The organism is Planococcus sp. BI3 (assembly GCF_056680115.1).
The window spans coordinates 462,822-487,013 of record NZ_CM155266.1 but is presented as its reverse complement, the minus strand read 5'-3'; the positions used below and the strand labels follow the sequence as shown (position 1 = coordinate 487,013).

Annotated in this window: 26 protein-coding genes; 3 read left to right on the top strand and 23 right to left on the bottom strand. The window is 45.4% G+C overall.

Annotated features, from left to right (window positions below; translation table 11 throughout):
- Positions 1-84: 84 nt before the first annotated feature.
- The 5 genes from odhB to AC1MEO_RS02495 all read right to left on the bottom strand — a co-directional run bounded on the left by odhB (position 85) and on the right by AC1MEO_RS02495 (position 8,231).
- Entirely contained in the window at positions 85-1,347 is a 1,263-nt protein-coding gene (gene odhB / locus AC1MEO_RS02515; RefSeq protein WP_480334093.1) for a 2-oxoglutarate dehydrogenase complex dihydrolipoyllysine-residue succinyltransferase, read from the bottom strand.
- A gap of 24 nt (positions 1,348-1,371) precedes the next feature.
- Entirely contained in the window at positions 1,372-4,197 is a 2,826-nt protein-coding gene (locus tag AC1MEO_RS02510; protein ID WP_480334092.1) for a 2-oxoglutarate dehydrogenase E1 component, read from the bottom strand.
- Between the two features lie 245 nt (positions 4,198-4,442).
- The gene (locus tag AC1MEO_RS02505) at positions 4,443-6,089 is read right to left on the bottom strand and encodes a sensor domain-containing protein (RefSeq protein ID WP_480334090.1); all 1,647 of its coding nucleotides are present in this window, start codon (positions 6,087-6,089) and stop codon (positions 4,443-4,445) included.
- 18 nt (positions 6,090-6,107) lie between these two features.
- Positions 6,108-7,061, bottom strand: a complete 954-nt coding sequence (gene dapF, locus AC1MEO_RS02500) for a diaminopimelate epimerase (protein WP_480334088.1) — start codon at positions 7,059-7,061, stop codon at positions 6,108-6,110.
- A 93-nt stretch (positions 7,062-7,154) separates the two neighbouring features.
- Complete coding sequence (locus AC1MEO_RS02495; RefSeq protein ID WP_480334087.1) at positions 7,155-8,231, bottom strand: undecaprenyldiphospho-muramoylpentapeptide beta-N-acetylglucosaminyltransferase; 1,077 nt, start codon at positions 8,229-8,231, stop codon at positions 7,155-7,157.
- Between the two features lie 117 nt (positions 8,232-8,348).
- Here AC1MEO_RS02495 and AC1MEO_RS02490 point away from each other — a divergent pair, with 117 nt between their 5' ends.
- A complete protein-coding gene (locus AC1MEO_RS02490) occupies positions 8,349-9,725 on the top strand; it encodes an MATE family efflux transporter (RefSeq protein WP_480334086.1) in 1,377 nt (458 codons plus the stop codon).
- A gap of 93 nt (positions 9,726-9,818) precedes the next feature.
- Here the strand turns inward: AC1MEO_RS02490 and AC1MEO_RS02485 are convergent, their stop codons facing one another.
- The 16 genes from AC1MEO_RS02485 to AC1MEO_RS02410 form a co-directional block, all read right to left on the bottom strand.
- Positions 9,819-10,058 (bottom strand): hypothetical protein, encoded by a 240-nt coding sequence (locus AC1MEO_RS02485; protein ID WP_480334084.1) that lies wholly within the window; start codon positions 10,056-10,058, stop codon positions 9,819-9,821.
- The gene (locus AC1MEO_RS02480) at positions 10,055-10,936 is read right to left on the bottom strand and encodes a CobW family GTP-binding protein (RefSeq protein WP_480334082.1); all 882 of its coding nucleotides are present in this window, start codon (positions 10,934-10,936) and stop codon (positions 10,055-10,057) included. The genes AC1MEO_RS02485 and AC1MEO_RS02480 overlap by 4 nt, the downstream gene beginning before the upstream one ends.
- Before the next feature lie 57 nt (positions 10,937-10,993).
- Positions 10,994-12,517 (bottom strand): lmo1851 family serine protease, encoded by a 1,524-nt coding sequence (locus tag AC1MEO_RS02475; protein WP_480334081.1) that lies wholly within the window; start codon positions 12,515-12,517, stop codon positions 10,994-10,996.
- Between the two features lie 103 nt (positions 12,518-12,620).
- A complete protein-coding gene (gene deoD, locus AC1MEO_RS02470) occupies positions 12,621-13,322 on the bottom strand; it encodes a purine-nucleoside phosphorylase (RefSeq protein WP_480334079.1) in 702 nt (233 codons plus the stop codon).
- A 70-nt stretch (positions 13,323-13,392) separates the two neighbouring features.
- Positions 13,393-13,608: a YozE family protein gene (locus tag AC1MEO_RS02465; protein WP_480334077.1), complete on the bottom strand. Its 216-nt coding sequence runs from the start codon at positions 13,606-13,608 to the stop codon at positions 13,393-13,395.
- A 58-nt stretch (positions 13,609-13,666) separates the two neighbouring features.
- The gene (msrB, locus tag AC1MEO_RS02460; RefSeq protein WP_480334076.1) at positions 13,667-14,092 is read right to left on the bottom strand and encodes a peptide-methionine (R)-S-oxide reductase MsrB; all 426 of its coding nucleotides are present in this window, start codon (positions 14,090-14,092) and stop codon (positions 13,667-13,669) included.
- Positions 14,089-14,619: a peptide-methionine (S)-S-oxide reductase MsrA gene (gene msrA, locus AC1MEO_RS02455; RefSeq protein ID WP_480334075.1), complete on the bottom strand. Its 531-nt coding sequence runs from the start codon at positions 14,617-14,619 to the stop codon at positions 14,089-14,091. Before msrA ends, msrB begins: the two co-directional genes overlap by 4 nt.
- A 16-nt stretch (positions 14,620-14,635) precedes the next feature.
- Positions 14,636-15,211 carry a YpmS family protein gene (locus AC1MEO_RS02450; RefSeq protein ID WP_480334074.1) on the bottom strand — a complete coding sequence of 192 codons (576 nt, stop codon included), beginning with the start codon at positions 15,209-15,211 and terminating at the stop codon, positions 14,636-14,638.
- 12 nt (positions 15,212-15,223) lie between these two features.
- Positions 15,224-16,024, bottom strand: a complete 801-nt coding sequence (locus AC1MEO_RS02445) for a GDSL-type esterase/lipase family protein (RefSeq protein ID WP_480334073.1) — start codon at positions 16,022-16,024, stop codon at positions 15,224-15,226.
- 39 nt (positions 16,025-16,063) lie between these two features.
- The gene (locus tag AC1MEO_RS02440; RefSeq protein ID WP_480334071.1) at positions 16,064-16,903 is read right to left on the bottom strand and encodes a DegV family protein; all 840 of its coding nucleotides are present in this window, start codon (positions 16,901-16,903) and stop codon (positions 16,064-16,066) included.
- Between the two features lie 92 nt (positions 16,904-16,995).
- Complete coding sequence (locus AC1MEO_RS02435; RefSeq protein WP_480334069.1) at positions 16,996-17,733, bottom strand: lysophospholipid acyltransferase family protein; 738 nt, start codon at positions 17,731-17,733, stop codon at positions 16,996-16,998.
- 3 nt (positions 17,734-17,736) lie between these two features.
- Positions 17,737-18,222: a dihydrofolate reductase gene (locus AC1MEO_RS02430; RefSeq protein ID WP_480334067.1), complete on the bottom strand. Its 486-nt coding sequence runs from the start codon at positions 18,220-18,222 to the stop codon at positions 17,737-17,739.
- A gap of 578 nt (positions 18,223-18,800) precedes the next feature.
- Positions 18,801-19,745, bottom strand: coding sequence for a thymidylate synthase (locus tag AC1MEO_RS02425; protein WP_480334066.1), 945 nt, complete (start codon positions 19,743-19,745; stop codon positions 18,801-18,803).
- 122 nt (positions 19,746-19,867) lie between these two features.
- Positions 19,868-20,461 carry a YpjP family protein gene (locus AC1MEO_RS02420; RefSeq protein ID WP_480334064.1) on the bottom strand — a complete coding sequence of 198 codons (594 nt, stop codon included), beginning with the start codon at positions 20,459-20,461 and terminating at the stop codon, positions 19,868-19,870.
- Positions 20,462-20,742: 281 nt separating this feature from the next.
- Positions 20,743-21,525 carry a class I SAM-dependent methyltransferase gene (locus AC1MEO_RS02415; RefSeq protein WP_480334062.1) on the bottom strand — a complete coding sequence of 261 codons (783 nt, stop codon included), beginning with the start codon at positions 21,523-21,525 and terminating at the stop codon, positions 20,743-20,745.
- Positions 21,522-21,959 (bottom strand): BrxA/BrxB family bacilliredoxin, encoded by a 438-nt coding sequence (locus AC1MEO_RS02410; protein ID WP_480334060.1) that lies wholly within the window; start codon positions 21,957-21,959, stop codon positions 21,522-21,524. Before AC1MEO_RS02410 ends, AC1MEO_RS02415 begins: the two co-directional genes overlap by 4 nt.
- A 247-nt stretch (positions 21,960-22,206) precedes the next feature.
- Between AC1MEO_RS02410 and AC1MEO_RS02405 the strand changes: the two genes are divergently transcribed.
- Complete coding sequence (locus AC1MEO_RS02405; protein WP_480334058.1) at positions 22,207-22,440, top strand: hypothetical protein; 234 nt, start codon at positions 22,207-22,209, stop codon at positions 22,438-22,440.
- A gap of 129 nt (positions 22,441-22,569) precedes the next feature.
- Entirely contained in the window at positions 22,570-22,797 is a 228-nt protein-coding gene (locus AC1MEO_RS02400) for a hypothetical protein (RefSeq protein WP_480334056.1), read from the top strand.
- Positions 22,798-23,372: 575 nt separating this feature from the next.
- Here the strand turns inward: AC1MEO_RS02400 and AC1MEO_RS02395 are convergent.
- Together AC1MEO_RS02395 and AC1MEO_RS02390 are read right to left on the bottom strand one after the other, a co-directional pair.
- Positions 23,373-23,615 carry a hypothetical protein gene (locus AC1MEO_RS02395; RefSeq protein ID WP_480334054.1) on the bottom strand — a complete coding sequence of 81 codons (243 nt, stop codon included), beginning with the start codon at positions 23,613-23,615 and terminating at the stop codon, positions 23,373-23,375.
- Between the two features lie 154 nt (positions 23,616-23,769).
- Positions 23,770-23,976: a hypothetical protein gene (locus AC1MEO_RS02390; protein ID WP_480334052.1), complete on the bottom strand. Its 207-nt coding sequence runs from the start codon at positions 23,974-23,976 to the stop codon at positions 23,770-23,772.
- Positions 23,977-24,192: the final 216 nt, after the last annotated feature.

Below are 24,192 nucleotides of genomic sequence, written 5' to 3'. Positions count from 1 at the left end.
CTTCTACCGCCTTTAGGCTTGTTACCTTTATGATGACAAAAAAAAGGCAGTCCTGCAATGCAGGACTACCTGGTTGAACAAATATTAAGATTCCAGCAATAGATCTTCTGGGTTCTCGATCATATCTTTGACCATTTTCAAGAAACCAACAGAATCGCTTCCATCAATTACACGGTGATCGTAAGAAAGTGCCACGTACATCATCGGACGGATTTGAACTTCGTCGCCGATTGCAACAGGGCGTTTTTGGATTGTGTGCATTCCAAGAATACCAACCTGTGTTCCGTTCAAGATTGGTGTAGACATCAATGAACCGAATACGCCACCGTTCGTGATTGTGAATGAACCGCCTGTCATGTCAGCAATTGAAAGCTTCTTGTCGCGCGCTTTTTTAGCAAGCTCGCCGATTGTTGCTTCAATTTCAGCAAAGTTCTTTTTGTCCGTGTCGCGAACGATCGGTACAACCAAGCCTTCTTCAGTTGAAACGGCAATCCCTACATCATAGAACTGTTTTAGCAGGACATCTGTCCCGTCCAATTCAGCGTTGACATATGGGTATTTTTTAAGTGCTGCTGTAACTGCTTTAGTAAAGAATGACATAAAGCCAAGTTTCACATCGTTATTTTTAAGGAATTGGTCTTTTTTGCGGCTGCGCAAAGCCATAACGTTCGTCATGTCGATTTCGTTGAATGTCGTCAACATTGCAGTTGATTGTCTTACTTCAAGAAGGCGTTTGGCGATCGTTTGACGGCGTCTTGACATTTTTTCACGGACAATGCGGCCACTTTCTTCATCAGAAGAAGGAGCTGCAGCTTTTGGTGCTTCCGCTTTTGCTGCTGGTGCACTTGCAGCCGGTTTTAATCCGTGAGCTTCAACGTCCTGAACACGTACACGGCCCATTGGGTCAACTGGTGAAATAGCAGCCAGGTCGATTCCTTTTTCGCGTGCCAATTTGCGTGCTGCAGGGCTTGCAATCGTCCGGTCAGTAGAAGATTGCTCTTCTGCTGCTGGATCTTTTTCTACAGGCTCTTGAGTAGCAGGAGCTTCTGTTTTAGCAGGCTCCTCGGATTTTTGTGGAGCTTCTTCAGCTTTAGGTGCTGCAGCTTCGCCAGAACCTTCGCCAACGATAGCGATAACTTGTCCAACTTCAACTGTATCGCCTTCCTGCGCTAAAAGTTCCTGAACAACTCCAGCCTCTTCGGAAATGACTTCAACGTTGACTTTATCTGTTTCCAGTTCAACGATGAATTCTCCCTTTTCAACAGTTTCGCCCGGCTGTTTAAGCCACTGAGCGATTGTTCCTTCTGTAATCGATTCTGCTAATTCTGGTACTTTGATCTCTGCCACAAAAAATTCCTCCTTAGATTATCCTTACAATTTAGCTAATGCTTCATCAATTATACGTGCTTGTTCCACTTTGTGCGCTTCTCCATCGCCTTCTGCAGGGCTTTGGCGTTGAATGCGTCCAAAATACTTCACTTCTTTGCCATCTGCCAATTCATTCAGATACGGATTAGCAAAAGTCCATGAACCCATGTTCTGTGGTTCTTCCTGTACCCAAGCCAACTCTTTGGCGTTTGGATAGCGGTCAAGGATCGCTTTAATCTTCTCAGCCGGGAATGGATACAATTGCTCGACGCGGACGATATGCGCCCACTCGAAGCCTTTTCCATCTTTCACCCGTTCTGCCAGGTCAATCGCCATTTTGCCGCTTGCCAAAAGAACGCGTTTCACTTTTTTCGCATCTTTGCCCATATTCGGCTGTTCAATGACAGTTTCGAATTGGCCTTCAGCTAACTCAGCTACATCTGCACCCACTAGAGGATGGCGAAGCAATGATTTAGGTGAAACGATGATTAGCGGACGAATTGCTTCTTCTCCAAGCATTTTAGCCTGACGGCGTAAAATATGGAAGTAGTTGGCTGCACTGGAAAGGTTTGCGACTGTCCAGTTGTTTTCAGCAGCCATCTGAAGATGTCTTTCAAGACGGGCACTTGAGTGCTCAGGTCCCTGGCCTTCGAAGCCATGAGGCAACAGCATGACCAAGCCTGATTTTTGGCCCCATTTTGCGCGTCCCGCAGAAATAAACTGGTCAAACATCATTTGGGCCATGTTGGCGAAATCGCCGTATTGCGCTTCCCAAATAACAAGTGCTTTATCATTTTCAACGTTATAGCCATACTCAAAGCCCAGTACAGATGCTTCACTCAATGGGCTGTTATAGACGACAAATGATGCTTTGGCATCTGAAATATGATGCAATGGCACCAGTTCATTGCCAGTCTTTTCATCATGCAGGACAAGATGGCGATGTGCAAATGTTCCGCGCTGCGCATCTTGGCCAGCCAGACGGATTGGGTTGCCATCTTGCAGGATTGAACCGAAGGCAAGCGTTTCAGCATGTGCCCAGTCAATCTTGCCTTTTTCATTGAATGGATCTTCACGGCGCTTTAGAATTCGTGCTAACTTGCTGAAGGCAGAGAAATCACTTGGCCAAGACAATAGTTCTTCATTCATCTTCGTCAGGACGTCTTTGTCAACGCCTGTCGGCACTTCAGGATAACCAGCTAAGACAGCTTCCGGAATTTCAAGTTTCGGGAAGTCCGCCGTTTTGTTTTCTTTGACTCTGTCATAGGCTTCCTGCATCTCTTTTTGTATATCTGAATCAAGCTTGTTGACATCGTCTTCAGATAGGACTTTCTCTGTTGCCAATTGTTTTCCGTAAAGCGCACGAACCGTATCATGCTGATGGACGCCATGGTACATTATCGGATTCGTCACCAGCGGCTCATCCATTTCATTATGGCCGTAACGGCGATAGCCGATCAGATCAATCAGAATATCTTTGCCGAATTTCTCACGGTATTCAAATGCCAGACGAGCGACTGCCACTACAGCTTCAGGCTCATCAGCATTGACGTGGATTACCGGCACTTCAAAGCCTTTTGCAGGGTCTGACGAATAATGTGTCGATCTTGAATCAAACTGTTCTGTTGTAAAACCGATCAAATTGTTGGCGATGACGTGGATTGATCCACCTGTCTGATAGCCTTTGACACGGCTGAAGTTCAAGGTTTCGGTTACGATGCCCTGTCCCGGGAATGCCGCATCCCCGTGCACAAGAATCGCGTATGATTTTTTCGGATCCATTTTAGCCACACCCGTTTGATCGGTAAGTTCCTGTGCAGCACGCGTCTGTCCAGCAACGATTGGGCTGACGATTTCCAGGTGGGAAGGATTATAGGCAAGTTTAATACTTGTCCCATTCTCTGATTTAAAAGCTGCACCCATATGGTATTTGACATCGCCAAACCAGCCTTTAGTGATTTGAAGCGAACCGTCTTCAGGAAGGAAAGCATCGTCTCCAACGTGTGCAAAGCCTGCAAACATCATTTCATAGGGTTTATTCAAAATATGTGTAAGCACATTTAAACGACCGCGATGCGCCATCCCGATCATGATATCTTTTGTTCCGGCCGACTCGGATAGACGAACAAGTTCATCCATCAGAACAACCAATGAATCGACACCTTCAATTGAAAAGCGTTTTTGCCCAACAAAAGTACGGTGTACGAATTTTTCAAAGCCTTCTACACGTGTCAACAGATCAAGAACTTGTTTCTTCTTGTCCGCATCCAATGTTGGCTTGACTTCACCCGCTTCGATTTTATCCTGCAGCCAGCTGCGTTCTTGAGGCTGGATCACATGAGAAAATTCAAAAGCGACTTTATCCGTATAAAGCGATTTCAAATAATTAATAGCTTCCAAACCATTCGTGATATTGCTTGGTGCATTATTCAAAAGCAATGATACCGGCACTTCTTTTAAATCCTGATCGCTGAGGCCATGGGTAGGCTCAATTCGGGAACTGTCTTTCGGCTGATCCTTCAACGGATAGATATCCGATGCCAAATGGCCATGAGCGCGAATCGCTTCAGCCAAATGGACAGCAGCCAGCACTTTTTCAAAATTATTGGGTTCTACCGCTTTTCCAGCAGAAGCTTGTTGGCTTGTGGAAACTTGTTGGCCCATGGAAACTTCAACAGGAGGGCCGTATTGTTTAAAAAGTTCAACGTACTCTGGATCAAGCAACTCCGGTGATTCTTGATACAGATCATACATCTCCATTATGTATCCCAGGTTAGGACCTGTAATGGAACTCCATGGGGATTTGGCATCTGAATAATTGCTAGACATTAAAAAAACCTCCAACTATTTGTTTGACGGCAGTCACTTTATTTGTATATGTCTCGTCCATTTTATCACGCATCCCACTAGACATAAAGCAGAAGGCGCTGTGTTGATTAAAGTTTAAAATTCCCTATCAATCTTACTACTTCCCCGTTAAAAAACAAGCCCTTTCGTGAAAATATTCACATAAGAAGGCGTAAAGCGCTTTTATGCCTGCTGCTGCCCTAAACTGACGCGTAAACAGACCGGCTTTAAGTGGATGAATACAAATAGCAATTCCCTTTGCCGTTGCTTTTCGCCAGGTAGAGCGCAGCATCCGCTTTTTTGACCAGATCGTCAAAATCATTTCCGTGCAACGGATAAACGGCAATGCCCGCTGATGAAGTCGGCGCAAAATGATGGCCGTTGATTTCCCAGCCTTCGGCAAGTGTCTGGTTGATGCGGCTGATGACCTTTTCGATGTGCACTTGGCTTACTTCAGGAATAATGCCGCACAGCGCCACCAGAAATTCGTCTCCGCCTACTCTGGCAACCATATCTTCCTTACGAAGACTTTTCTTGATCGCCTGTCCGAAATGATAAATAAAGTCATCTCCAACATCATGGCCAAATTGATCGTTGATCGATTTAAAGTCGTCGCCATCGATATACAACAAAGCGATCTGGTGTCCTTTTGCTTCCGCCTTTTCTTTCATCTGCTGGAATCGCAGGACCATCAGACGGCGGTTGGGCAAAGTTGTCAAGCTGTCATGGTAAGCCATGAAATGAAGCTGTTCTTCCAGTTGTTTGCGCTCGGTAATGTCGAATAAGATCGACAGGACCTGATAAATTTGGCCATCCACATCCATCAAAGGAATGATCGTGGCATCCACCCAGAAAATCTCACCATTTTTCTTTAAGCTTCTTATCTGTCCACGCCAGATGGAACCCTGCCAAATAACAGACCGAATCTCTCTATATTCCTCAGTGGAGATAACCGACTTTCCTATCTTGAAAATATTGCTGCCGATCAGCTCTTCAGGCTTATAGCCGGCTAATTCATTAAAATTGTCATTGACGAATTCTATCCTACCAGACAAGTTCCAGATTGCGACAAGCGCTGCGTAATTAAGTGCATCCTTGTAGCTCTCCAGAATATTCTCGGTTTTTTTCAGCTCATTCTTCAATAGCAGTTCGTTGGTCAATTCCCGGAACACCACGTGGAACGCCCGGATAATGCCATTTTCGTTGATGGGGGAATAACTGGCTGAAAACTTCGCCAATGTGCCATCCTGTTTTCTGCGCTTCATGATGATGGACGAGCTCTTAGATCCAGGGACAAACTGATCAAGCAAATTTTTGCCCGTCTTAAACTGCTCTTTTTGCTTTTCAGGCAAATCCTTGTAGTAACGGTTGATCCAATCCTCTTTGTTCACTCCGAATGTTCGTTCATAGGCCGGATTCAAATCGATGATCATGTATTCTGCTGAAATCATGATCATCGGGTCCACTGAGTTTTGGACCAGGGATTCATAGAATAAATAATCTTCTTCAATCTTCTTCTGAGCTGCAACATTCTTTGTGATCGCCAGCACGAAATTTTGCCCTTCAAACTGGATCGGAGTCAGTTCAGTTTCCATCGCCGTGTCCAAATCACTGAACAAGCTATAGTCACGGTAAATGTGCTTTTCTCCTGCTTTCAAGGCAATCAAATACTGTTTTTTAATTTCCCGTGTCAAATCCGGCGGCATGCTGTCATCCAATGTTGTTCCACACAGTTCTTTTTTGAACAAAGCAAAGCACACCGGATTGACGTATACATAGTCAAAGGTGTCTCCATTTTGCTTCATAAAATAGACAGGGTCTTTCGAGTTTCCATAGAGAAGATCCAACTGTTCGTGGGTAAAAGGCATGGACATCTGTTTCACCGCTTTCCATTAGACAAATTGTTTCGAGAATGTTGAAATTCGCTCACTGAATTGGGCATAGTACGCCTGCTCATCCAATGATTCAGAGCTTAGGATTTTGCTTTCTTCCCGATCCGCAGGCCAACTGAATTTGGCAACCGACAGGTAAGTCGCATTGCCGGTAAGCTGAAGATGGATGTCATCCCCTTGCCTGGAAACTGAACATTTCACCATGCCACCGGGATTGTAGACTGATACATCCCCATAAGGAACGAGTCCCGCCATGCAGCTGACCAAAGCTGAGGCCGTCATTGCCGTTCCGCAGGCATTGGTGAATCCTACACCCCGCTCATAGGTACGGACAAAGATGCCATCTTCCACCGGCGTCACGTAACTGACGTTGACTCCATCTGAAAAATAATCGTTGTCTCCATTAAAATACTGCGCCCATTTTTGCTGATGGCTTGTATCCCTCTGCAATTCAGGCGGTACAATGCCGATCAGATGCGGGTTGGGAACGGCGACAGCTGTAAATGGAATTTCTTCTGAAACGAATGGCAAGGATTTGTGAATCCATTCGCTGTGCCCCTCATAGCTCATCGGCAAACTGCTGAGTGAAAATGAAACCGGCGATATTTCCACCGCGTACGTTTCAATTCCTTCATTTAATGTCTCTTCTTTTTTCACGCGCAGCAGAGCTTTCATGGTCTCAATTACCGCTTCCTGCACCCCATCGCGTTCGCATACAAAACGGGCAACACAGCGCAAACCGTTTCCGCACATGGACGCTTCTGAACCGTCATTATTAAAGACCCGCATTTTCGCATGTGCGACAGCTGAAGGCAAAATCACTAAAATACCGTCAATGTCTTTGTCCAGTTCGGCCAACCGGATTGCCAGCTGCGCAAAATCAGCCCTTTCTTCCGATTCGAACATATAGAAGGTATTCATGGAGCCATGGACTTTTATCAATGTCATTTCCAAATTCGTCACCTCTTAAAAGTATTATATATTGAAATCAGAATTTTCACACAATATTTTTCCCGTAAAACGGCAGTGTAAAGTGATGAAAAGAATTTATTTAGCGTGGGCAGCTACCAATTTAGCCATTTCGGCAGCCGTAATCGGTGCTTCGGCTTGTGTCATGTTCTCAATCAGCTGATCTTTATCAGCCTGCAGGCGTGCTATCTCGTCCATGAAGCGGTCTGCAGACAGCTCTTCCTCTTCAACTACATGCGCAAAACCTTGTTTTTCAAAGAGATTGGCATTCAATAGTTGGTCGCCGCGACTTTTTTGAATAGACAAAGGCACCAGCAACATCGGTTTTTTCAATGCCAAAAACTCGAATATCGAATTGGACCCTGCACGTGATACCACAAAATCCGTCATATGCAGCAGATGCGGCAATTCATGAGTCACATATTCAAACTGCCGGTAGTTCACATGGACATTCAATTCCGGCACGCTATTGCCTTTGCCGCACAGATGGATGATATTGAATTCTTTCAACAGCCGTTCCAGGTTGTTGCGGACAGCCGAGTTGATCATCGCTGAACCTTGGCTGCCGCCCATGACCATGAGGACCGGCAACTCATTGTCGAACGGACAGATTTCCCGCCCTTTTTCTGTAGAGCCTTCCATCAGTTCACTGCGGATAAGTGAACCTGTACACGTAGACTTGCCGCTTGGCACATGCGCCAGCGTTTCTTTAAATACCGTAAAGATATGGTCAGCAAAAGGCAAGGCAATTTTGTTCGCCAAACCAGGTGTAACATCCGATTCATGGATGATCACCGGAACCGACAGCATGCGTCCAGCCATTACGACCGGCACCGATACGAATCCGCCTTTTGAAAAAATTGCGGCAGGCTTCGTTTTGCGGATGATGTTGACTGCCTGCATCAAGCCAGCGCCTACACGGAACGGATCCGAGAAGTTCTTCGTGGAAAAATAGCGTCTCAACTTACCGCTGGAAATAGCATGGTAGGGTACCGACGGAAAAGAGTCGCGGATCAGTTCATTTTCAATCCCATCTTTAGAGCCGATGTATTCAACATGAAAACCTAAATTCTTCAGTTCTGGTATCAATGCCTGATTTAAAGAGACGTGTCCTGCCGTTCCGCCTCCGGTCAATAAAATTGTTTTGTTGTCCATTGCATGTCCTACTCTCATCTGTTAATTTGGCATAGCCGGATTGCTTTGAGCAAGCCTTTCTATGCTATACTGGATTTTATTTGCTAAATTGTATTTGAATTGCGGGAGGAAAGAAATATGTACCAAACAAAAACCATGAAAGAAAAAATACTGCTCCTGGTGAAAATCGTTTTTCCGATTCTCGTTACGCAAGTTGCAATGTATATGGTAACATTCTTCGATATTTATATGACTGCCCGCTACGGAACAGAAGATTTGGCCGGCGTTTCCATCGGGTCATCTTTTTGGGTTCCCGTCTATATTGGCCTAGCCGGTATCCTTATGTCCATCACACCAATTGTAGCACAATTGATGGGAGCTAAGAAAAAAGAACAAGTAAAACAAGCCGTCCAGCAAGGGATTTATTTGGCCATTCTGCTGGCTGCCATCGTCTTTGCTTTCTTCTACTTCGGCATCGATTTCCTGATTGCGTTCATGGACCTCGAGCCGGTCGTTGCTGACGTTGCAAGCCGCTATATCTTTGCGATGTCGATCGGGTTGATTCCGTTATTCGTCTACAATGCCTTGCGTTCTTATATCGATGCACTCGGGGCTACCCGTGTCACGATGGTCATTTCACTCCTATCAACACCCATCAACATCTTCTTCAACTACTTGCTGATTTTCGGGAAATTCGGTTTCCCGGAACTCGGAGGCGTCGGCGCCGGACTTGCCTCGGCCATCACCTACTGGTTGATCCTGGTGATTGCCATCTGGATCATCCATACGAGAAGCCCATTCAATTCCTATGGCATCTTCCGCGACTGGCCCAAATTGTCCTTGAGCCGCTGGGGTGAGATCAGCCGGATCGGTGTTCCGATCGGCATCTCGATTTTTGTGGAAACCAGTATTTTCTCTGCAGTGACGTTCTTGCTTGCTGTCTACGGCACCGTCACTATCGCAGCGCATCAAATCGCGTTGAATTTTGCTTCCTTGCTTTATATGCTGCCGCTCAGCATCTCCATGGGCGCCACCATCCTGGTCGGCTACGAAGTCGGCGCCAAACGCTTCCGGGATGCCAGACAATACAGCTGGCTGAGCGTCAGCACCGCCATCATCCTGAGTGCCCTGTCCGCCTTTCTCCTGTTCTTCATGCGCAGCGAGATTGCGGCCTTGTATTCCTCAGACCCTGTGGTGGTTGAATTGGCTGTCCAGTTCTTGCTGTTTGCGGCATTGTTCCAGCTTTCCGACGCGATTCAAGCCCCTGTCCAAGGAGCATTACGCGGCTACAAAGACGTCAACATCACATTCATCATGGCCTTGATTTCCTATTGGGTCATCGGCCTTCCCTCGGGATACCTATTAGCCAACTTCACTGATTTCGGTGCCTTCGGCTATTGGATCGGCTTGATTGTCGGCTTGACTGCAGGAGCGATCACCTTATCCATCCGCCTGCTGTCGATCCAGAAAAAGATCTCCCGCCAAACCGCAACAGTACCGCGGAACGCGCAATAAAATAGGGAACGATAAAAAGCAGGACGCGAAAAATCAATGATTTTTCGCGTCCTGCTTTTAGTTATGCCGACTATTATTTAAGCAGCTTCGAATCTACTGTGATGCAAGTTTTCTATACAAAGCAGCTAAGCCATCTTTTTCTGATTGTGACAAATCCGACCCTTTGATCCGCGCCAGTGCCAGTTCCAGTTTTTGCTGTCTGGATTTGCGGACGCGCGGATGCGTCAGTTCGTCATCCAATTCGATCAGCATGTATTTTTCAAGCTCTTCCTGTGTCGTAATCGCTTCTGCAGCCGCCCGTTGCGGCCAGAGTTTCCGGTACGCTCCTATCATGGAAGCTCGACTCCTTCCAGCCCTTCTCCAATGACGACAATCTGGTTCTGCATCTTGATGTATTCAGGAAGCCATTGCGCCATTCCATAAGCAAACTGGAAGGCGTGCGGGTATTTATCGCCTTCCAGCGGCACATACCCTTTGATGCGGAACACCGTATCCGGAAGTGCCCGCAGCCAGTCCTCAAATTTCTCGCGTTGGACAGGTGCCTCGAACTGGAGCACTTTGGCGTTCAGGTTCAATTTTGAGATGGGCGCTTTGGCAACATCTCCAGCCGGAGAAGGCTTCAATTTGTCCAAGGCTGAAAATGGCACTTTTGCATGTACCGTTTGGATAATCTGCGCTTTTGGGTTCAGCGACTGGATCTCATAGACCACCGTACCCTGTTCCCCATCCGTCAATAAATCCATTTTATTGGCCAAAATCAAATCGGCATGGCGGATCTGTTCCAAAAACAACGAACGGATCTGCGGCGACAGGCTCTCCCGGTCCATCCAGCGTTTGCTGTCAGCAACTGTGACAATTCCTTTAAAATTCAAGCGTTCAGCAAATAAGGGAGAAAAGATGGCATCCAAGGCTTCCACCGGATGCGCTGCGCCTGTCGTTTCAATCAGCAATACGTCAAAGTCTTCTTCGGCCAACAGCGTCTGGATCTGTGCTTCTGATTTCTCGGATCCCGAGCAGCAGATGCAGCCATCAAGGATTTCCTTCAACGGCACGCCGTCTTCTACCGAGTCGGAATCCATATTCATTTTGCCGAGTTCGTTCATAAAGACTGCAGGCTTCAGTCCCCGGTCTTTCATTTGGCTGATCATGCCCTTCAACAGGGTCGTTTTTCCGCTCCCCAAAAATCCACTGAACAAATATACATCTTTCATCGTCTCATCCTTTCGGGTATTGATTAAGAAAAGGCCCGCATAAGCGGACCTTAAGAATTACTCTTCAGTTTCTTCAGCTTCTTCTGATGCCGAAGCTGAAATTCCCGCTTCTTCCATCAGAAGTTTCTTCGCTTCCTGCAATTGCGGATCATCACTTTCGATTTTCGCGCGCAATGCATCCATTACTGCAAATGTACTGTCTCCAGTCAGAATACCTGTTACTTCCAAATCGTTTTCTTCTTGGAAAGTTTCAACAGCTTCCGTCATCTGCTCTTCAAAGACGCCATCGACATCTCCGACTTCATAGCCAAGTGCCACGAGCATTTTCTCAGCAGTTTCTACTTGGTCAGAAATAACGCCGTCTTTCAGTTCCGCTGATGTATCCAGAACCGGTAGTGATGCGTACTCCGGATAAGCTACAGCTACATCCGGCTCAATTCCTTTTTCATGGATCCAATTGCCGTCCGGCGTCAGCCATTTAGCTGTTGTAAACTTCAAATTAGAGCCGTCTTGAAGGTCATTGGCTGTTTGGACAGTTCCTTTGCCGAATGTCTTTTCACCGACCAATTTAATGTCTCCCGACTCATTCATCGCTCCAGCGAGAATCTCGGATGCCGAAGCACTGCCGCCATCGATCAACATGGTAACAGGAACATCAATTTTTGTGCCTGATGAAGATGTATAGACCTCGGGTTCTGCACCTTTTGCCTGAACTTCAAATAATGGTTTTCCTTCTTCAATGAACAAATCGGAAATATCAAGTGCCACATCCAGCAAGCCACCCGGATTTTGGCGAACGTCCATAACGATCGCTTCCATTCCTTCAGCTTCCATTGTTTCAATGGCATCAAGCAGCTCCTGATAGGTGTTTTCGGAGAAGCTTGTCACTTGAATGTGCGCGACATTGTCTCCAACCATCTCTGCATAAACAGTTTCGATCGGTATTTCGTCGCGAACGATGGTAATGTCGATCGGCTCTGCATTTTCACCGCGTTGAATAGTCAACGTGACTTCTGTTCCTTTTTCACCACGGATCAGCATAACGGCTTCAGTTGTTGTGAAACCTTGGATGCTTTCCCCGTCAACCGCTGTAATCTGGTCGTTTGGCAAGACGCCAGCTTTTTCTGCAGGTGAATTCTTGATGGGCGAAACCACCGTTACATATCCACCGCGCTCCTGCACTTCAGCGCCGATCCCCTGGAAACTTGACGAAATCCCTTCAAGGAATTGAGCTGCTTCTTCTTCATTCATATAATCGGAATAAGGATCTTCCAACGAATCGACCATGCCGTTGATGGCTCCGTTAACCAGAACATCTCTGTCGACATCCTCAAAATACTGGTCCTGTATTTGGTCGTACGCCGTATACAATTTCTCGAATTCGCGGCGTTCCGGCGAATTGACTTCCACTGCTTTATCGTCCCCGAACGTTAATGCGAAAACGGTCAAACCTGCCGTTGCGATTATTAAAAGAAAGACAAGCATAATAAAAGAGAATGTTTTCATCTTAATAACGTGCGACGGAGATTCTTCTACTGGCGGAACTTGTTCATGCTCTTCCCCCGGACGTTTATCATCCATCTATTTCACCACTTTCATAATTAGCTCAGGTACTGGAAATCATTAAAAGAAAAAGACTGTCGAAACAGTCTTTTTTTCGAACTTGAGAGAGGATAAGCCTCACTTATTGGATTGCTGCGTCCAAAGCGACGACGATCATATCGTTGAATGTTGTTTGGCGTTCTTCGGAAGTTGTCACTTCACCTGTCAACAAATGATCGCTGACAGTCAAGATTGATAGGGCTTGGCAGCCGAATTTGGCAGCCAATGTGTAAAGGGCTGAAGATTCCATTTCAAGTGCAAGAACTCCGTACTGCGCCCATTTTTCATGTTCTGCAAATTCATTATAGAAAACATCTTCAGTAAAGACATTCCCGACGCGCAAACTCAAGCCTTTTTCAAGTCCTGCGTTATATGCTTTCAGCAATAGATCGAAATCTGCCGTTGGTGCATAGTTGACGCCCTTGAAAATGATTTCATTCATTTTCGAATCAGTGGACGCGCTTTGAGCCAAAATAACGTCGCGAACCTTAACGTCTTTATGGATTGAACCACAAGTTCCAACGCGGATCAATTTCTTCACGTCATATTCCTGCATCAATTCAGTCACATAGATTGAAATTGATGGTACACCCATTCCTGTTCCTTGAACAGAGATGCGTTTTCCTTTATACGTTCCGGTATAACCAAACATATTGCGGACTTCGTTGTACAAAGTTACATCTTCCAGGAAAGTTTCCGCTATGTATTTTGCGCGAAGCGGGTCACCCGGCAGTAAAATCGTATCGGCAATATCGCCTTTTTTTGCATTAATATGAACACTCATCTAAAAAACCTCACTTTAATATAGTCGATTTAATCATACTGGTTTTTTCTCTATAGTGCAATGACGAGTCTTATCCCCCTATATATTCTTCCCACATTTCATCAAAGGTCGATGCTTTCATGACCGGATGTGCCTTTTCTTCGATGTATTGGGAAAGGTGATCGAAATCCGTTGCTGTTTTAGGGAATGAATGATCCAAGAACATCGCTTCCGCAAAGTGTGAATAATCGTCGGCGTCGAGTTTCCCTCGGTATTTCAATGCAAATTGATAAAATGAACGTTCCATGAAGGTCTCCTTCCAGATTTAGGGCAAAAAAAACCCGGACAGTTGTCCGGGCAACCCGTTATTCAAACAATTTCTTGTATTCGGATAAACCTTCTGCATCCAATTGCTCTTTTGGCACAAAACGAAGTGCCGCAGAATTGATGCAGTAGCGCAAGCCGCCAAGAGATGAAGGGCCATCCGGGAAAAGGTGTCCCAAGTGGGAGTCAGCTGTTTCAGACCGGACTTCCGTTCTTCTCATGCCGTGGCTTGTATCCAGATTTTCTTTCACTTCTGTGCCTTCAATCGGCTTGGCAAAGCTCGGCCAACCACAATGGGCATCGAACTTATCCTTAGAGCTGAACAACGGTTTTCCGGAGACGATATCGACATAGATGCCGTCTTCGAAATGCTGATCATATTCTCCTTGGAAAGGCGGCTCAGTACCGCTTTCTTGTGTGACATGATATTGCATCGGCGTTAATTTCGCTTTTAATTCGTCTTTCATGATTGTCCACCCCAGTTCTTTTCGATAAACGCTGTCCGCCCGGAACCAACCGAGTAGCGGTTGTAATGGGCAGGGTTTTTCTTATAATAATCCTGATGGTGTGTTTCTGCCGGATAAAACGGTTTCGCCTCCAAAATCGGTGTCGCTACAGGCTTCTCAAATCTGCCTGAATTGTCCAGCTCCTGCTTGGACTTTTCCGCTGCAATCCGCTGTTCTTCAGAATGATGGAAAATCGCTGTCTGGTAAGATTCGCCGCGGTCAAAAAATTGGCCGCCTGCGTCCGTTGGATCAATTTGTGTCCAGAAGACATCCAGTAATTTCTCATATGGGAAGATCTCAGGCTGGAACGTGATTTGTACCGCCTCAACATGGCCCGTGGCGTTTGAACAAACCTGTTCATAGGTTGGATTCGGCAAATCGCCGCCTGTATAGCCGCTTACCACTTCTTCAATGCCGTCCAATGAATCGAATGGCTTGACCATACACCAGAAACAGCCTCCTGCAAATGTCGCTTTTTCCGTCTTCATACACTCACTCCGTTCTTTATGGTTCAATTGTCACCAATAATCGGATATCGTCCTCTTGCAGATTGAATGATGCTGCCCGGACTGAAATGCCATCGTCCAACGGAATTTCCGTCAACTTAAGCAGCACTTCTTCTTCTGCTGGCATCACTTCCATGAATTCAGGAAGTTCAACTGAGTCTCTAAGCAACTTTAACGCAGATTCAGGAGGAATATCCAGCATGCCGACTTCTACAGACTTCTGTTCCAGCAATAAATTGCCATCTTCTTGAACAAGCGGTTCAAATTTCATCAAAATCGGCAATGTTACTGAAAAAATTGTGAGCTCTGTCGACAAACTGACGTCGTCATTGACCGATAATGCCAAAGGAATCGGCTGATCCTTCATAGCATCCTGTATATAGGTATTGGCGATTCCTTCAAAATCAGCTTTCGTGGTGTTGACGACTACCGTATGCCCGGCTGCTTGCGTACTTTCCATCGCCTGGTAAGACGTATAATCTTTAGGTGGAGTGGTCACATAAAGTATGATTCCCACCAATGCCAGTGCATTTATCGCAAGCAGAACAAAAAAAGCGAAACGCCATTTTTTCATTTGTCACCGCCCCTATTCTTTATAGATCAATCCACATTCTTCCATCCGCTCCAGGATGCGCTCAGCCATCAAGTCATACCCCTTGCTGTTTGGATGGAAAAAATCAGAATGGTAAACCAAGTTCTTGTTGCCGACAAACAAATCGCTGACAGACACAAAACATGCCTGCGGATCCTGTTCTGCCCTTTTTTGCATCGTTTCATTATAAGAGGCGATAATTTGATCGAACTCCTCTACATCATCCGTAATGAGCGAAAAGGGATTATAGATGCCCATAACAATCATGGGAGCATTTGGATTGATATCCCGGATTGCTTTGAAGATGTTATCAAATCTATTTTCATACAATATCAGTTCATCCTCAAAAGCTTCCATATTCAATGAAAACAGGTCGCGTTTAACAATTCGCATAACATCGTTGCCGCCGATCGTCAAAGCCAGGTAATCCGCTTCTGCCACAGGGCCAGTGAGTTCCCCCTGTTGAAACATGGCCAGCAGTTGGTCGCTGCGCCGGCCGCGTTTCGCCGTATTTTCAACAGCAACCCCTCTAATCCCCTGCCAAGTGCGGATCTCGGCTGCTATCCGGCCTGTATAACCACCCAAGTCTTCTGTATCCCCTACGCCTTGAGACAAGGAATCCCCAAGCGCTGTAAGAATCACTGCTTGAGGAACAAAATTCGGTGGCACAGTGTAAGGATTGATGGCCGGCTCGCTTCTAGGCTCAGCTTCTTCATTACCAAAGATAAACGTTGGACTGCACCCCGCTACTATACCCATGGACAAAATGACAATAATAAACAGGATGCGTTTCAAATGTGTCTCTCCTTTTTCGAATGGGCCTTTCCGCTCTAATTAATCCGTGTAGTACATAAAACCAATTGCTCCAATTCCCGTGTGGGTGGAGATGACTGGCGTTGTAAAATCGAATTTAATATCCGTAAAACCCGTTTCCTTAATTTTTTCCCTCAACGGTTCAGCCATTGCCAATCCGTTAGCGTGGGCAATGCCGACGCCTTTGACTATTTTTCCGGCGGTCCGCTCCATGAAATCCTTCAGTAGATAATCCACCACTTGCTTATGGCTTCTGACTTTGGCAACCGGCGTATACTCTCCATCATCCAGTGAAGCGATCGGCTTGATTTTCATCAAGGAGCCAAGCAATGCGCGGCCTTTCCCGATACGCCCGCCTTTCACTAAATTATCCAGCGTATCCACTACGACAAATAACTTGGTGTTGAGGCGGATCTGTTCTACCCGCTCCACAATTTCTTCCATTTTTTTTCCGGCTTTCGCCATATCGGCAGCCTCGAAAACCTGGAAGGTCAGTGCATGGGAAATATAGCGTGAATCAATTACGGTAACGTCTGAATCGGTCAGTTGAGCTGCAGCTTTTGCTGATTCGACTGTGCCGCTCATTCCTCCGGTCATATGGATGGATAAGATCTGATCGCCATTTTTTCCAAGTTCGTCATAGAGTTCCTTGAATACACCAGGAGCTGGTTGTGAGCTTTTTGGCATTTCATCGGAATCCTTCATCAGTTCAAGAAAAGATTCAGGTTCCAGGTCAACCCGGTCAAGATAAGTTTTTCCACCAATTTGAATCGTTAAAGGAACCACATGCAAATCGTATTTTTCAATGACCTCCGGTTTTAGATCAGCGGTCGAATCCGTGACAATATGAATCTTAGACATGAAATCACTTCCTTCTTCTTTAGTTAGTTTAAGGAATTGCAGAGCAGTAAACAACTGATAGGATTGCCATCCCTTTCAAAATCCGTCTTTAATTAGTTTGTTTTTTGCTGAGACAGCGTTGAAATAGCTGCGGCAATTTGTGAACGAACCAATTGGATCGCCTCTTTTGAATCCAATTCCCCTATCGACTCAGCGGATATGGAAGGCAGAAGTTGAACCTTTACATCTGCCGGCAAGACTTTATTGTTATTTTTTTCCATTATATCCGATGTTCCGTGAATTGCAATCGGCAAGATGGGGACGCCTGCGTCTTTGGCAATGCGCATAAAACCGGACTTGAATTCTCCGAGACCTTGCCCCTTGCTCCTTGTGCCTTCAGGAAAAATCAGGATGGAATGGCCTTCTGTCAATTTCCCGACCGTATCGGCAATCGATTTCAAGGCGCTCCTGCGGTCAGTTCGATCTAAAAAGACACAATTCATCTGCTCCATATACATGGGGATGATCGGCAGCTTTTTCACTTCTTTTTTGGAAATGAAGCCGAAGGGTTTCGGAATTGTCGACAACAGGACCGGGATATCAAAATTCCCTTCATGATTGCTCACGAAGAGGACAGGCCCTTCAGGTAAATTCTCCAGTCCTGTAATCGAAACGGAGCTTTTCGTCCGCTCCATAATGCCCTTCGCCCATTTTTGGGGCTCCGTGTGGATCAATTGATCGTATTCCTGTATGCTCAGCTGCGGTTTCTGCTTGATAAATTTCTTTAAATTCACTGCACTGAATGGCAAATAACCGAAAAGAAACGAGAATGTCCGGATTGAATTAAACATGGGTCATCTCTTTTTGCGTCGTTCATAAACCAGGAACGAAAAGGGCACTTCATTTGAAATTTGCTGTTCCGACTCCGAAACGAGCTTCCATTCACGGCCGTATTCCGGGAAATAAGTATCCCCTTCAAACGGCTGATGAACCAGTGTGATGTACAGGCGGTCCGCATCGTCCAAAACCGAGCTGAAAACTTGCTCGCCGCCGATGATCATTACTTCTTCATGAACTTCTTTGGCCAATTTCACGGCATCCTGTATGTTGTGGACAACATCGACACCTTCTGCCTCATAATCATCATTGCGTGTGACGACGATGTTCCGGCGCTTTGGAAGCGGACGTCCAATGGATTCAAAGGTATTGCGTCCCATGATGATGCCTTTTCCGATTGTGTGTTCTTTAAAATAAGCCAGATCGGCTGGAATATGCCAAGGCAATTCGTTATCTTTTCCGATGACCCGGTTTGGATCGTGCGCTACCATTAATGAAATCATGCATGTTCCTCCTATTCCGCTCTTTGGCGGGTTTGAACTTTAATTATTGTTGAAGAAATCGCTGCAGGCGGACGCTTTCCGCGGGCACGGCTTCTGCTCGTTCTTTTTTGTTCTAATCTACTCAAGCTAATGTAGCTATAAGACTAATGCTCTTCAGAGACTATATAAGTTGAACTAATATTTTAGATTAGCCGATACTCCGCAAAACAGCTGCGCTTTCCAGCGGGCTCCCGCCCAATCCTCCTCGTCCGCTGCGCTCCCTGCGGTGTATCGGTCGAATCGCTAAGCCGCAGGAGTCTTCGCTGTTTTGCTCCATATCTCTGAGAGTTCTCCAGCGCCGGTGCGGCTCAGGATGAGGTAGGGCACTTAGGTGAGTGTTCTTCTCGGCTTATCGTGCGAATCAAAGTGTGCCAGAAGAATTCGGTCCACCTTAGCGACAGAGCTTACGGAGAATCATTGTTCTCTTCTCTTCCATAGCCACCGAATTGGCCTATAAATGTTACTCTTTTAGTTCAACTTATATAGTTTAAAATATCTGCATTTGAAAATAAATCCATAAAAATCACCAGCGAACCCTGTTATACAGCAACTGGTGCTTTAATCCGGGGGTGCGGATCGTAGTCTTCGATTGTAATATCCGATAATGTCAGGTCGAAAATTGATTCGACATCCCCGTTGATTTTTAGGGTCGGCAATGGTTTTGGATCTCTAGTCAACTGTTCTTTAACCTGTTCCAGGTGGTTTGAATAGAGGTGCGTGTCACCTGTTGTGTGGACGAAATCGCCGACTTCCAACTTGCATTCCCGTGCAATGAGGTGTGTCAACAGCGCATAGGATGCGATATTGAACGGCACGCCTAAAAAGACATCTGCACTGCGCTGGTAGAGCTGGCAGGACAGTTTGCCATCTGCTACGTAGAACTGGAACATGATATGGCATGGCGGCAAAGCCATGTCATCAATGAATTCCGGATTCCAGGCAGTGACCAGATGACGGCGGGAATCCGGGTTTTTTTTGATGGATTCGATGACATTCTTTAATTGATCGATGGTCCCGCCTTGTGTTGTTGCCCACGAACGCCATTGTTTGCCGTAAACCGGTCCAAGATCACCATATTTTTCGGCAAACTCCGGATTTTCGATGACTTTTCGTTGAAAACTTTGCATCTCCAGCTTATAGAGTTCCGCAAATTCCGGATCTTTTTGCGCGCGGCGCCCGAAATCAGTCATATTGGGCCCTGCGTATTCGTCGCTTGCCACCCATTGGGCAAATGCCCATTCATCCCAAATATGGTTATTATCCTGCAGCAAAGCCCGGACATTGGTGTCCCCTTTGATGAACCAGAGAAGTTCCGACACGATCAAGCGGAACGCTGTTTTCTTGGTGGTCATCAAGGGAAACCCTTCATTTAAATCGAATCGCATCTGGTGGCCGAAGACACTTAAGGTTCCTGTGCCGGTCCGGTCTTCCTTCGTCGCCCCGTTATGTAAAATATGTTCGCATAATTCTAAATATTGCCTCATGTAAATCGCCTCCGTTGCTAAGTTTAATCATAACAAAAACTCTCTATTAACACACTTCCCTTTACGAATGATTATAAAATCAAAAAACTCCAAAAGAAAAAACCGCCACAAAAAGTGAACGGTTAGGATAGCCATTTCGGCGGTGTATTTTTGGACCAGTATATATCGCCAACGGTTATGTGCTTTTGGAAATCATCTTCGGCCAAATGGTAATGGAAATTGAACGAGTAGCCCACTTGCGGCTTTCTCTCCGTTCTGACGTGGAAACGGATTTCGTCTTGATTCGTTTCGGTATCGTAGACGTGGAAAATCTTTTCTGAGTAATCGCCAGATGGCTTTTCAGAGATGGCCAGTTTGCTTAACTTGCCGGAATCAAGAGTGGACAGATGGACATCAATTGCCCGCTGGATGTTCGGCAGGATCATGGTCTGGAATTCATCTTGAATTACAGGGCCGATCCGCGAACCGAACTTCAAATAAGACTGCTCTTCAGCCGATTGGTGGACCGTGTCAAGAATGGATTCACCGGTGACGTAAAACTCACTCGGGTCGACCCAATCATAGATATATTGTTTGTTATCGCTTTCCGCTGCATGTGATTTCGGTTGGCCTTTTTCGTCCAGAAGCGACTCCCAGATTAAATGGTTCGGGGAGATTGCGCCCAATGTCAATACGGCAACTGCAATCATCAGCGACTTTTGCCACCAATTTTTCATCAACATCACCTCTTCATTTATGAACATTTTAGCAACGCTTTAGGAATGCGTTTGCTTATTTATACGAATTTTATTGGTAAAGGTTTCATCTTCTTGAAATTCATTGTACAATAAAGTCATTAACAACGCCTTGTTTTTTTGAAAAGGAGGAATTTTCATGGATGCATCATTATTGATTGGACTGGGTCTTCTGTTTATGCTCGGCTACTTGACTTCACTTTCTTTTACAGACTAATAAGCAATAAAAAAACTTCCTGAAATCCAGGAAGTTTTTTTATTGCTTATTTTTCGGCGTGACAGACGATTACACCGTAATGGAATTTCGTATTGGGGCGTATACGCCGGGCAAATCCGAAGCGTTCAAAGTCCTGTGAGCGAAAATGCGCTTTCAAGACAATTGTTTTCCTTGCCACCCGTTTTGCTTCGGCCATCCAAAGCTCCGTCAATTGCCCTTGATCAGCCGGTCCTCTTAAAGGGGTGAAGTTGGACGCTTCCGCTATTTCCTCAGTAAACATCGGATCCATATAGATCACATCGATTGAATTGGATTCCAGTTTCCCCAAATATGAAACGGCATCAGAAGAAATCACTTTGATGCGCTTCATGGCTTCATCCAAATGCGGCATGCCGCTATACTGCTGCAACCCCTGACTGACGACGTATGCAAGGACGGGGTGGCTTTCGCAGCCATACACCTGCCCGCCTTCACCAACGCACTGGGAAGCGACAATCGAATCGGATGCCAGGCCCAATGTACAATCCAAAAAAGAATCGCCCGCTTCAAGACCTGATATTTCAATCAACGGATCCTGGTCGAGTGGCCGCTTAGTTCGGAACGCTGCTGAATTCGGGTGAAAAAAGAACGGCTCATTTTTACCCAAAGGGTAAAACTCGAGCCGTTCCTTTAAACAGACCAAAAGATCCGCTCTTTCATCCGCATGCAATCTGTCGATGGAACGTTTATTGCGCGGGACCTGTTTGAGCGAAAGGTCTGCTGAAACCCGTCCGGCATTTTCGAATAGTGACGAAGTTGGCCGGTACGCTGTCGTGACGACCGTTTTCACTGAGCGGACACCCGTCCAAGAGCATATGCCAAATGATCGCGGATCTGCTCCATTGGATTGCCTTCAATCTGTTCACGCGGAATGAAATAAGCCAATTGGCCGTCTTTCAATACTGCAATTGATGGTGAAGATGGTGGAACCTCTTCAAAATAATTGCGCATCTGCGCAGTAGCTTCTTTGTCTTGTCCGGCGAATACCGTCACCAAGTGTTCTGGTTTAGCTTCCACTGTGTTCAGTGCTTCAATAACTGCCGGACGCGCCAAACCTGCTGCACAGCCGCAGACTGAGTTGATGACAAGAAGACTGGTTCCTTTAGAGCTGCTCATATGTTCATTGACTTCTTCTGCCGTCAATAATTCCGTAAATCCTGCCCCTGTCAATTCCTGGCGCATAGGCACAACTATGCCTTTCATGTACTCATCATATGCGTTCATGCTTTTGCCTCTTTTCTATCATATTATTTTGTTCTGTATAGAGAATCTTAGCACCTACAGTGTAACCCAGACAGCTTGGAATTTCATAGTCTGGCGATTTGAATGTAAGTTTTTTGTGAGTCAATATAAATATTTCCATAAATGAAATATGGTTCTCATCACTATGTTATAATAAAGGTTGTACGATGGAATGGATTCTTTGAGACTTCACTTAGTCAATTTCCAACTATGGAAATGAGGAATCACCATGAAATTAGAAAGCATTACAGAAATATTTACCACCATAAGCCAATACAATACCGCCACAATCATCCATACTTTCAGTAAAGATGGTACTTCTTTGATTCGCGCAAGATGCCTCCCTTTAACTTCGACCCTGGAACTTACTTTTCTCGCAGAACAGCGAGTAGAGTTATTCGATTCTCTTGCGGAAGCAGTGAAGATAGTGGAACTGCAAATTAATTCAACCCACAATGCTTAACCCCTGATCTTTCAGGGGTTTTTTATGATTTATTTGAAATTAGTGAAATATGTTACTTTTCATGGAACCCGTCCCGGATTCACTAAGGAGTGAAAAAGCTAAGTCTGACCCTGAAAGAGAGCGAATGTTATGAAGTTAAACCACATCAAGGATCTGCTGTTAATTACATGCCATTTTAACACTTCCTCAATCACCCACACCTTCGCTATTGAAGAGAGCGAAAATACGCTGATCGTCAAGTGCATCAAAGACACATTTATACTTGAAATCGCATCCAGTGAAGGCCACAAGACCGAATATTACACATCTATTGATGAAGCAGCTGAAAGCCTTTTCAATAAAATCCACCCTAAATAAACTTTCCGGCCTCCCTCTTAAGGGAGGTTTTTTGATGATATAAGTTGAACTAAGGATTTATTTTAGCCGATACTCCGCAAAACAGCTCCGCTTTCGGGCCCGCAGGATGCGGGTCATGCAGGTGGCGCGACAGGACGTCGCGGTGCCAGCTGCCAAGGGCTCCCGCCCAATCCTCCTCGTCCGCTGCGCTCCCTGCGGTGTATCGGTCGAATCGCTAAGCCGCAGGAGTCTTCGCTGTTTTGCTCCATATCTCTGAGAGTTCTCCAGCGCCGGTGCGGCTCAGGAGGAGATGAGGCAATAAGGTGAGTGTTCTTCTCGGCTTATCGTGTGAATCAAGGTGTGCCAGAAAAATTCGGTCCACCTTTGCGGCAAAACTTACGGAGAAATATTGTTCTCTTCTCTTCCATAGCCACCGAATCGGCCTATAAATGTTACTCTTTTAGTTCAACTTAGATAGATCTAATTTTTCATTGCTCAACTGTCCTGAATACTGATCTACTTCCTCCCTGCTCATATCCCTCCCCTCTATTTTCGCATAAGAAAAAAGCACCCGATTGGATGCTTTTTGGAGTTGGTTATTTTGTTGAAAAACCTGTATACATATTTTTAAGATATTTATCCGGATGGGGCATCGGATGGTTTTTGCCTCTTTTGGTATTTTTTTGGTAACTTTCAAAAGCAGAATTAATCAGCTCCCAATCCTCTGGATAATCCGTCTTGAAATTAGTCTTAAAAATATGCCAACTCATATCTATGCCATACTTGTTGATCATCGCGTCTATTTTTTTCTTTTTCGCCGGAAATACTGCACTGCCCATTACATCACTCTTTTCTCTTACCAATATACAGCAAAACAGAAATTTTGAAAAGAATCATTGAAACAGCTTTTTGTCATTCCGCCCCCCCCTTCTTCTATCCTGAACAGTTTGTTATTCCGGAAAAAATTTGGCTGACCATAAGAAAAGCCATCCCTCAGGACGACTTGAATAATGATATTTGAATGCCTTCAACCGATGGCGGGCGAAGAATAATGGAGCTTCCGACTTCTTCTACCGTGTAATCCTTTAAATATTCTTCCACACCTTGTGGGTGTTCTGCAACTGCTTCTCTTATAAGTTCACTGATAATCAACGAACTTCTTTTTTGATTTAACACTATGCCATCGACTGTAAGATTCACCTGAAACCCTCCTATGTATCCTTACAAGATAGCATAAAATTAATAAAAACAAACGTATACAAGGACCTAATAATTATTATTAAAAATGAAAAATACTAATAAATTCGTATCTATTGGTATAGAAAGTGATTTAATAGACCTATACCATCCCGCATTTATAATACCCCCCACTCAAGATTCACGTATTCCTACCAAAAAAACTACCCGAATTGGGTA

Bases quoted from the DNA above. Each gene is read 5' to 3' on its own strand.
- AC1MEO_RS02510 (WP_480334092.1), bottom strand. From the start codon at position 4,197: ATGTCTAGCAATTATTCAGATGCCAAATCCCCATGGAGTTCCATTACA.
- AC1MEO_RS02505 (WP_480334090.1), bottom strand. From the start codon at position 6,089: ATGTCCATGCCTTTTACCCACGAACAGTTGGATCTTCTCTATGGAAAC.
- AC1MEO_RS02495 (WP_480334087.1), bottom strand. From the start codon at position 8,231: ATGGACAACAAAACAATTTTATTGACCGGAGGCGGAACGGCAGGACAC.
- AC1MEO_RS02490 (WP_480334086.1), top strand. From the start codon at position 8,349: ATGTACCAAACAAAAACCATGAAAGAAAAAATACTGCTCCTGGTGAAA.
- AC1MEO_RS02485 (WP_480334084.1), bottom strand. From the start codon at position 10,058: ATGATAGGAGCGTACCGGAAACTCTGGCCGCAACGGGCGGCTGCAGAA.
- AC1MEO_RS02480 (WP_480334082.1), bottom strand. From the start codon at position 10,936: ATGAAAGATGTATATTTGTTCAGTGGATTTTTGGGGAGCGGAAAAACG.
- AC1MEO_RS02475 (WP_480334081.1), bottom strand. From the start codon at position 12,517: ATGGATGATAAACGTCCGGGGGAAGAGCATGAACAAGTTCCGCCAGTA.
- deoD (WP_480334079.1), bottom strand. From the start codon at position 13,322: ATGAGTGTTCATATTAATGCAAAAAAAGGCGATATTGCCGATACGATT.
- AC1MEO_RS02465 (WP_480334077.1), bottom strand. From the start codon at position 13,608: ATGGAACGTTCATTTTATCAATTTGCATTGAAATACCGAGGGAAACTC.
- msrB (WP_480334076.1), bottom strand. From the start codon at position 14,092: ATGAAAGACGAATTAAAAGCGAAATTAACGCCGATGCAATATCATGTC.
- msrA (WP_480334075.1), bottom strand. From the start codon at position 14,619: ATGAAGACGGAAAAAGCGACATTTGCAGGAGGCTGTTTCTGGTGTATG.
- AC1MEO_RS02450 (WP_480334074.1), bottom strand. From the start codon at position 15,211: ATGAAAAAATGGCGTTTCGCTTTTTTTGTTCTGCTTGCGATAAATGCA.
- AC1MEO_RS02440 (WP_480334071.1), bottom strand. From the start codon at position 16,903: ATGTCTAAGATTCATATTGTCACGGATTCGACCGCTGATCTAAAACCG.
- AC1MEO_RS02435 (WP_480334069.1), bottom strand. From the start codon at position 17,733: ATGTTTAATTCAATCCGGACATTCTCGTTTCTTTTCGGTTATTTGCCA.
- AC1MEO_RS02430 (WP_480334067.1), bottom strand. From the start codon at position 18,222: ATGATTTCATTAATGGTAGCGCACGATCCAAACCGGGTCATCGGAAAA.
- AC1MEO_RS02425 (WP_480334066.1), bottom strand. From the start codon at position 19,745: ATGAGGCAATATTTAGAATTATGCGAACATATTTTACATAACGGGGCG.
- AC1MEO_RS02420 (WP_480334064.1), bottom strand. From the start codon at position 20,461: ATGAAAAATTGGTGGCAAAAGTCGCTGATGATTGCAGTTGCCGTATTG.
- AC1MEO_RS02410 (WP_480334060.1), bottom strand. From the start codon at position 21,959: ATGAACGCATATGATGAGTACATGAAAGGCATAGTTGTGCCTATGCGC.
- AC1MEO_RS02405 (WP_480334058.1), top strand. From the start codon at position 22,207: ATGAAATTAGAAAGCATTACAGAAATATTTACCACCATAAGCCAATAC.
- AC1MEO_RS02400 (WP_480334056.1), top strand. From the start codon at position 22,570: ATGAAGTTAAACCACATCAAGGATCTGCTGTTAATTACATGCCATTTT.
- AC1MEO_RS02395 (WP_480334054.1), bottom strand. From the start codon at position 23,615: ATGGGCAGTGCAGTATTTCCGGCGAAAAAGAAAAAAATAGACGCGATG.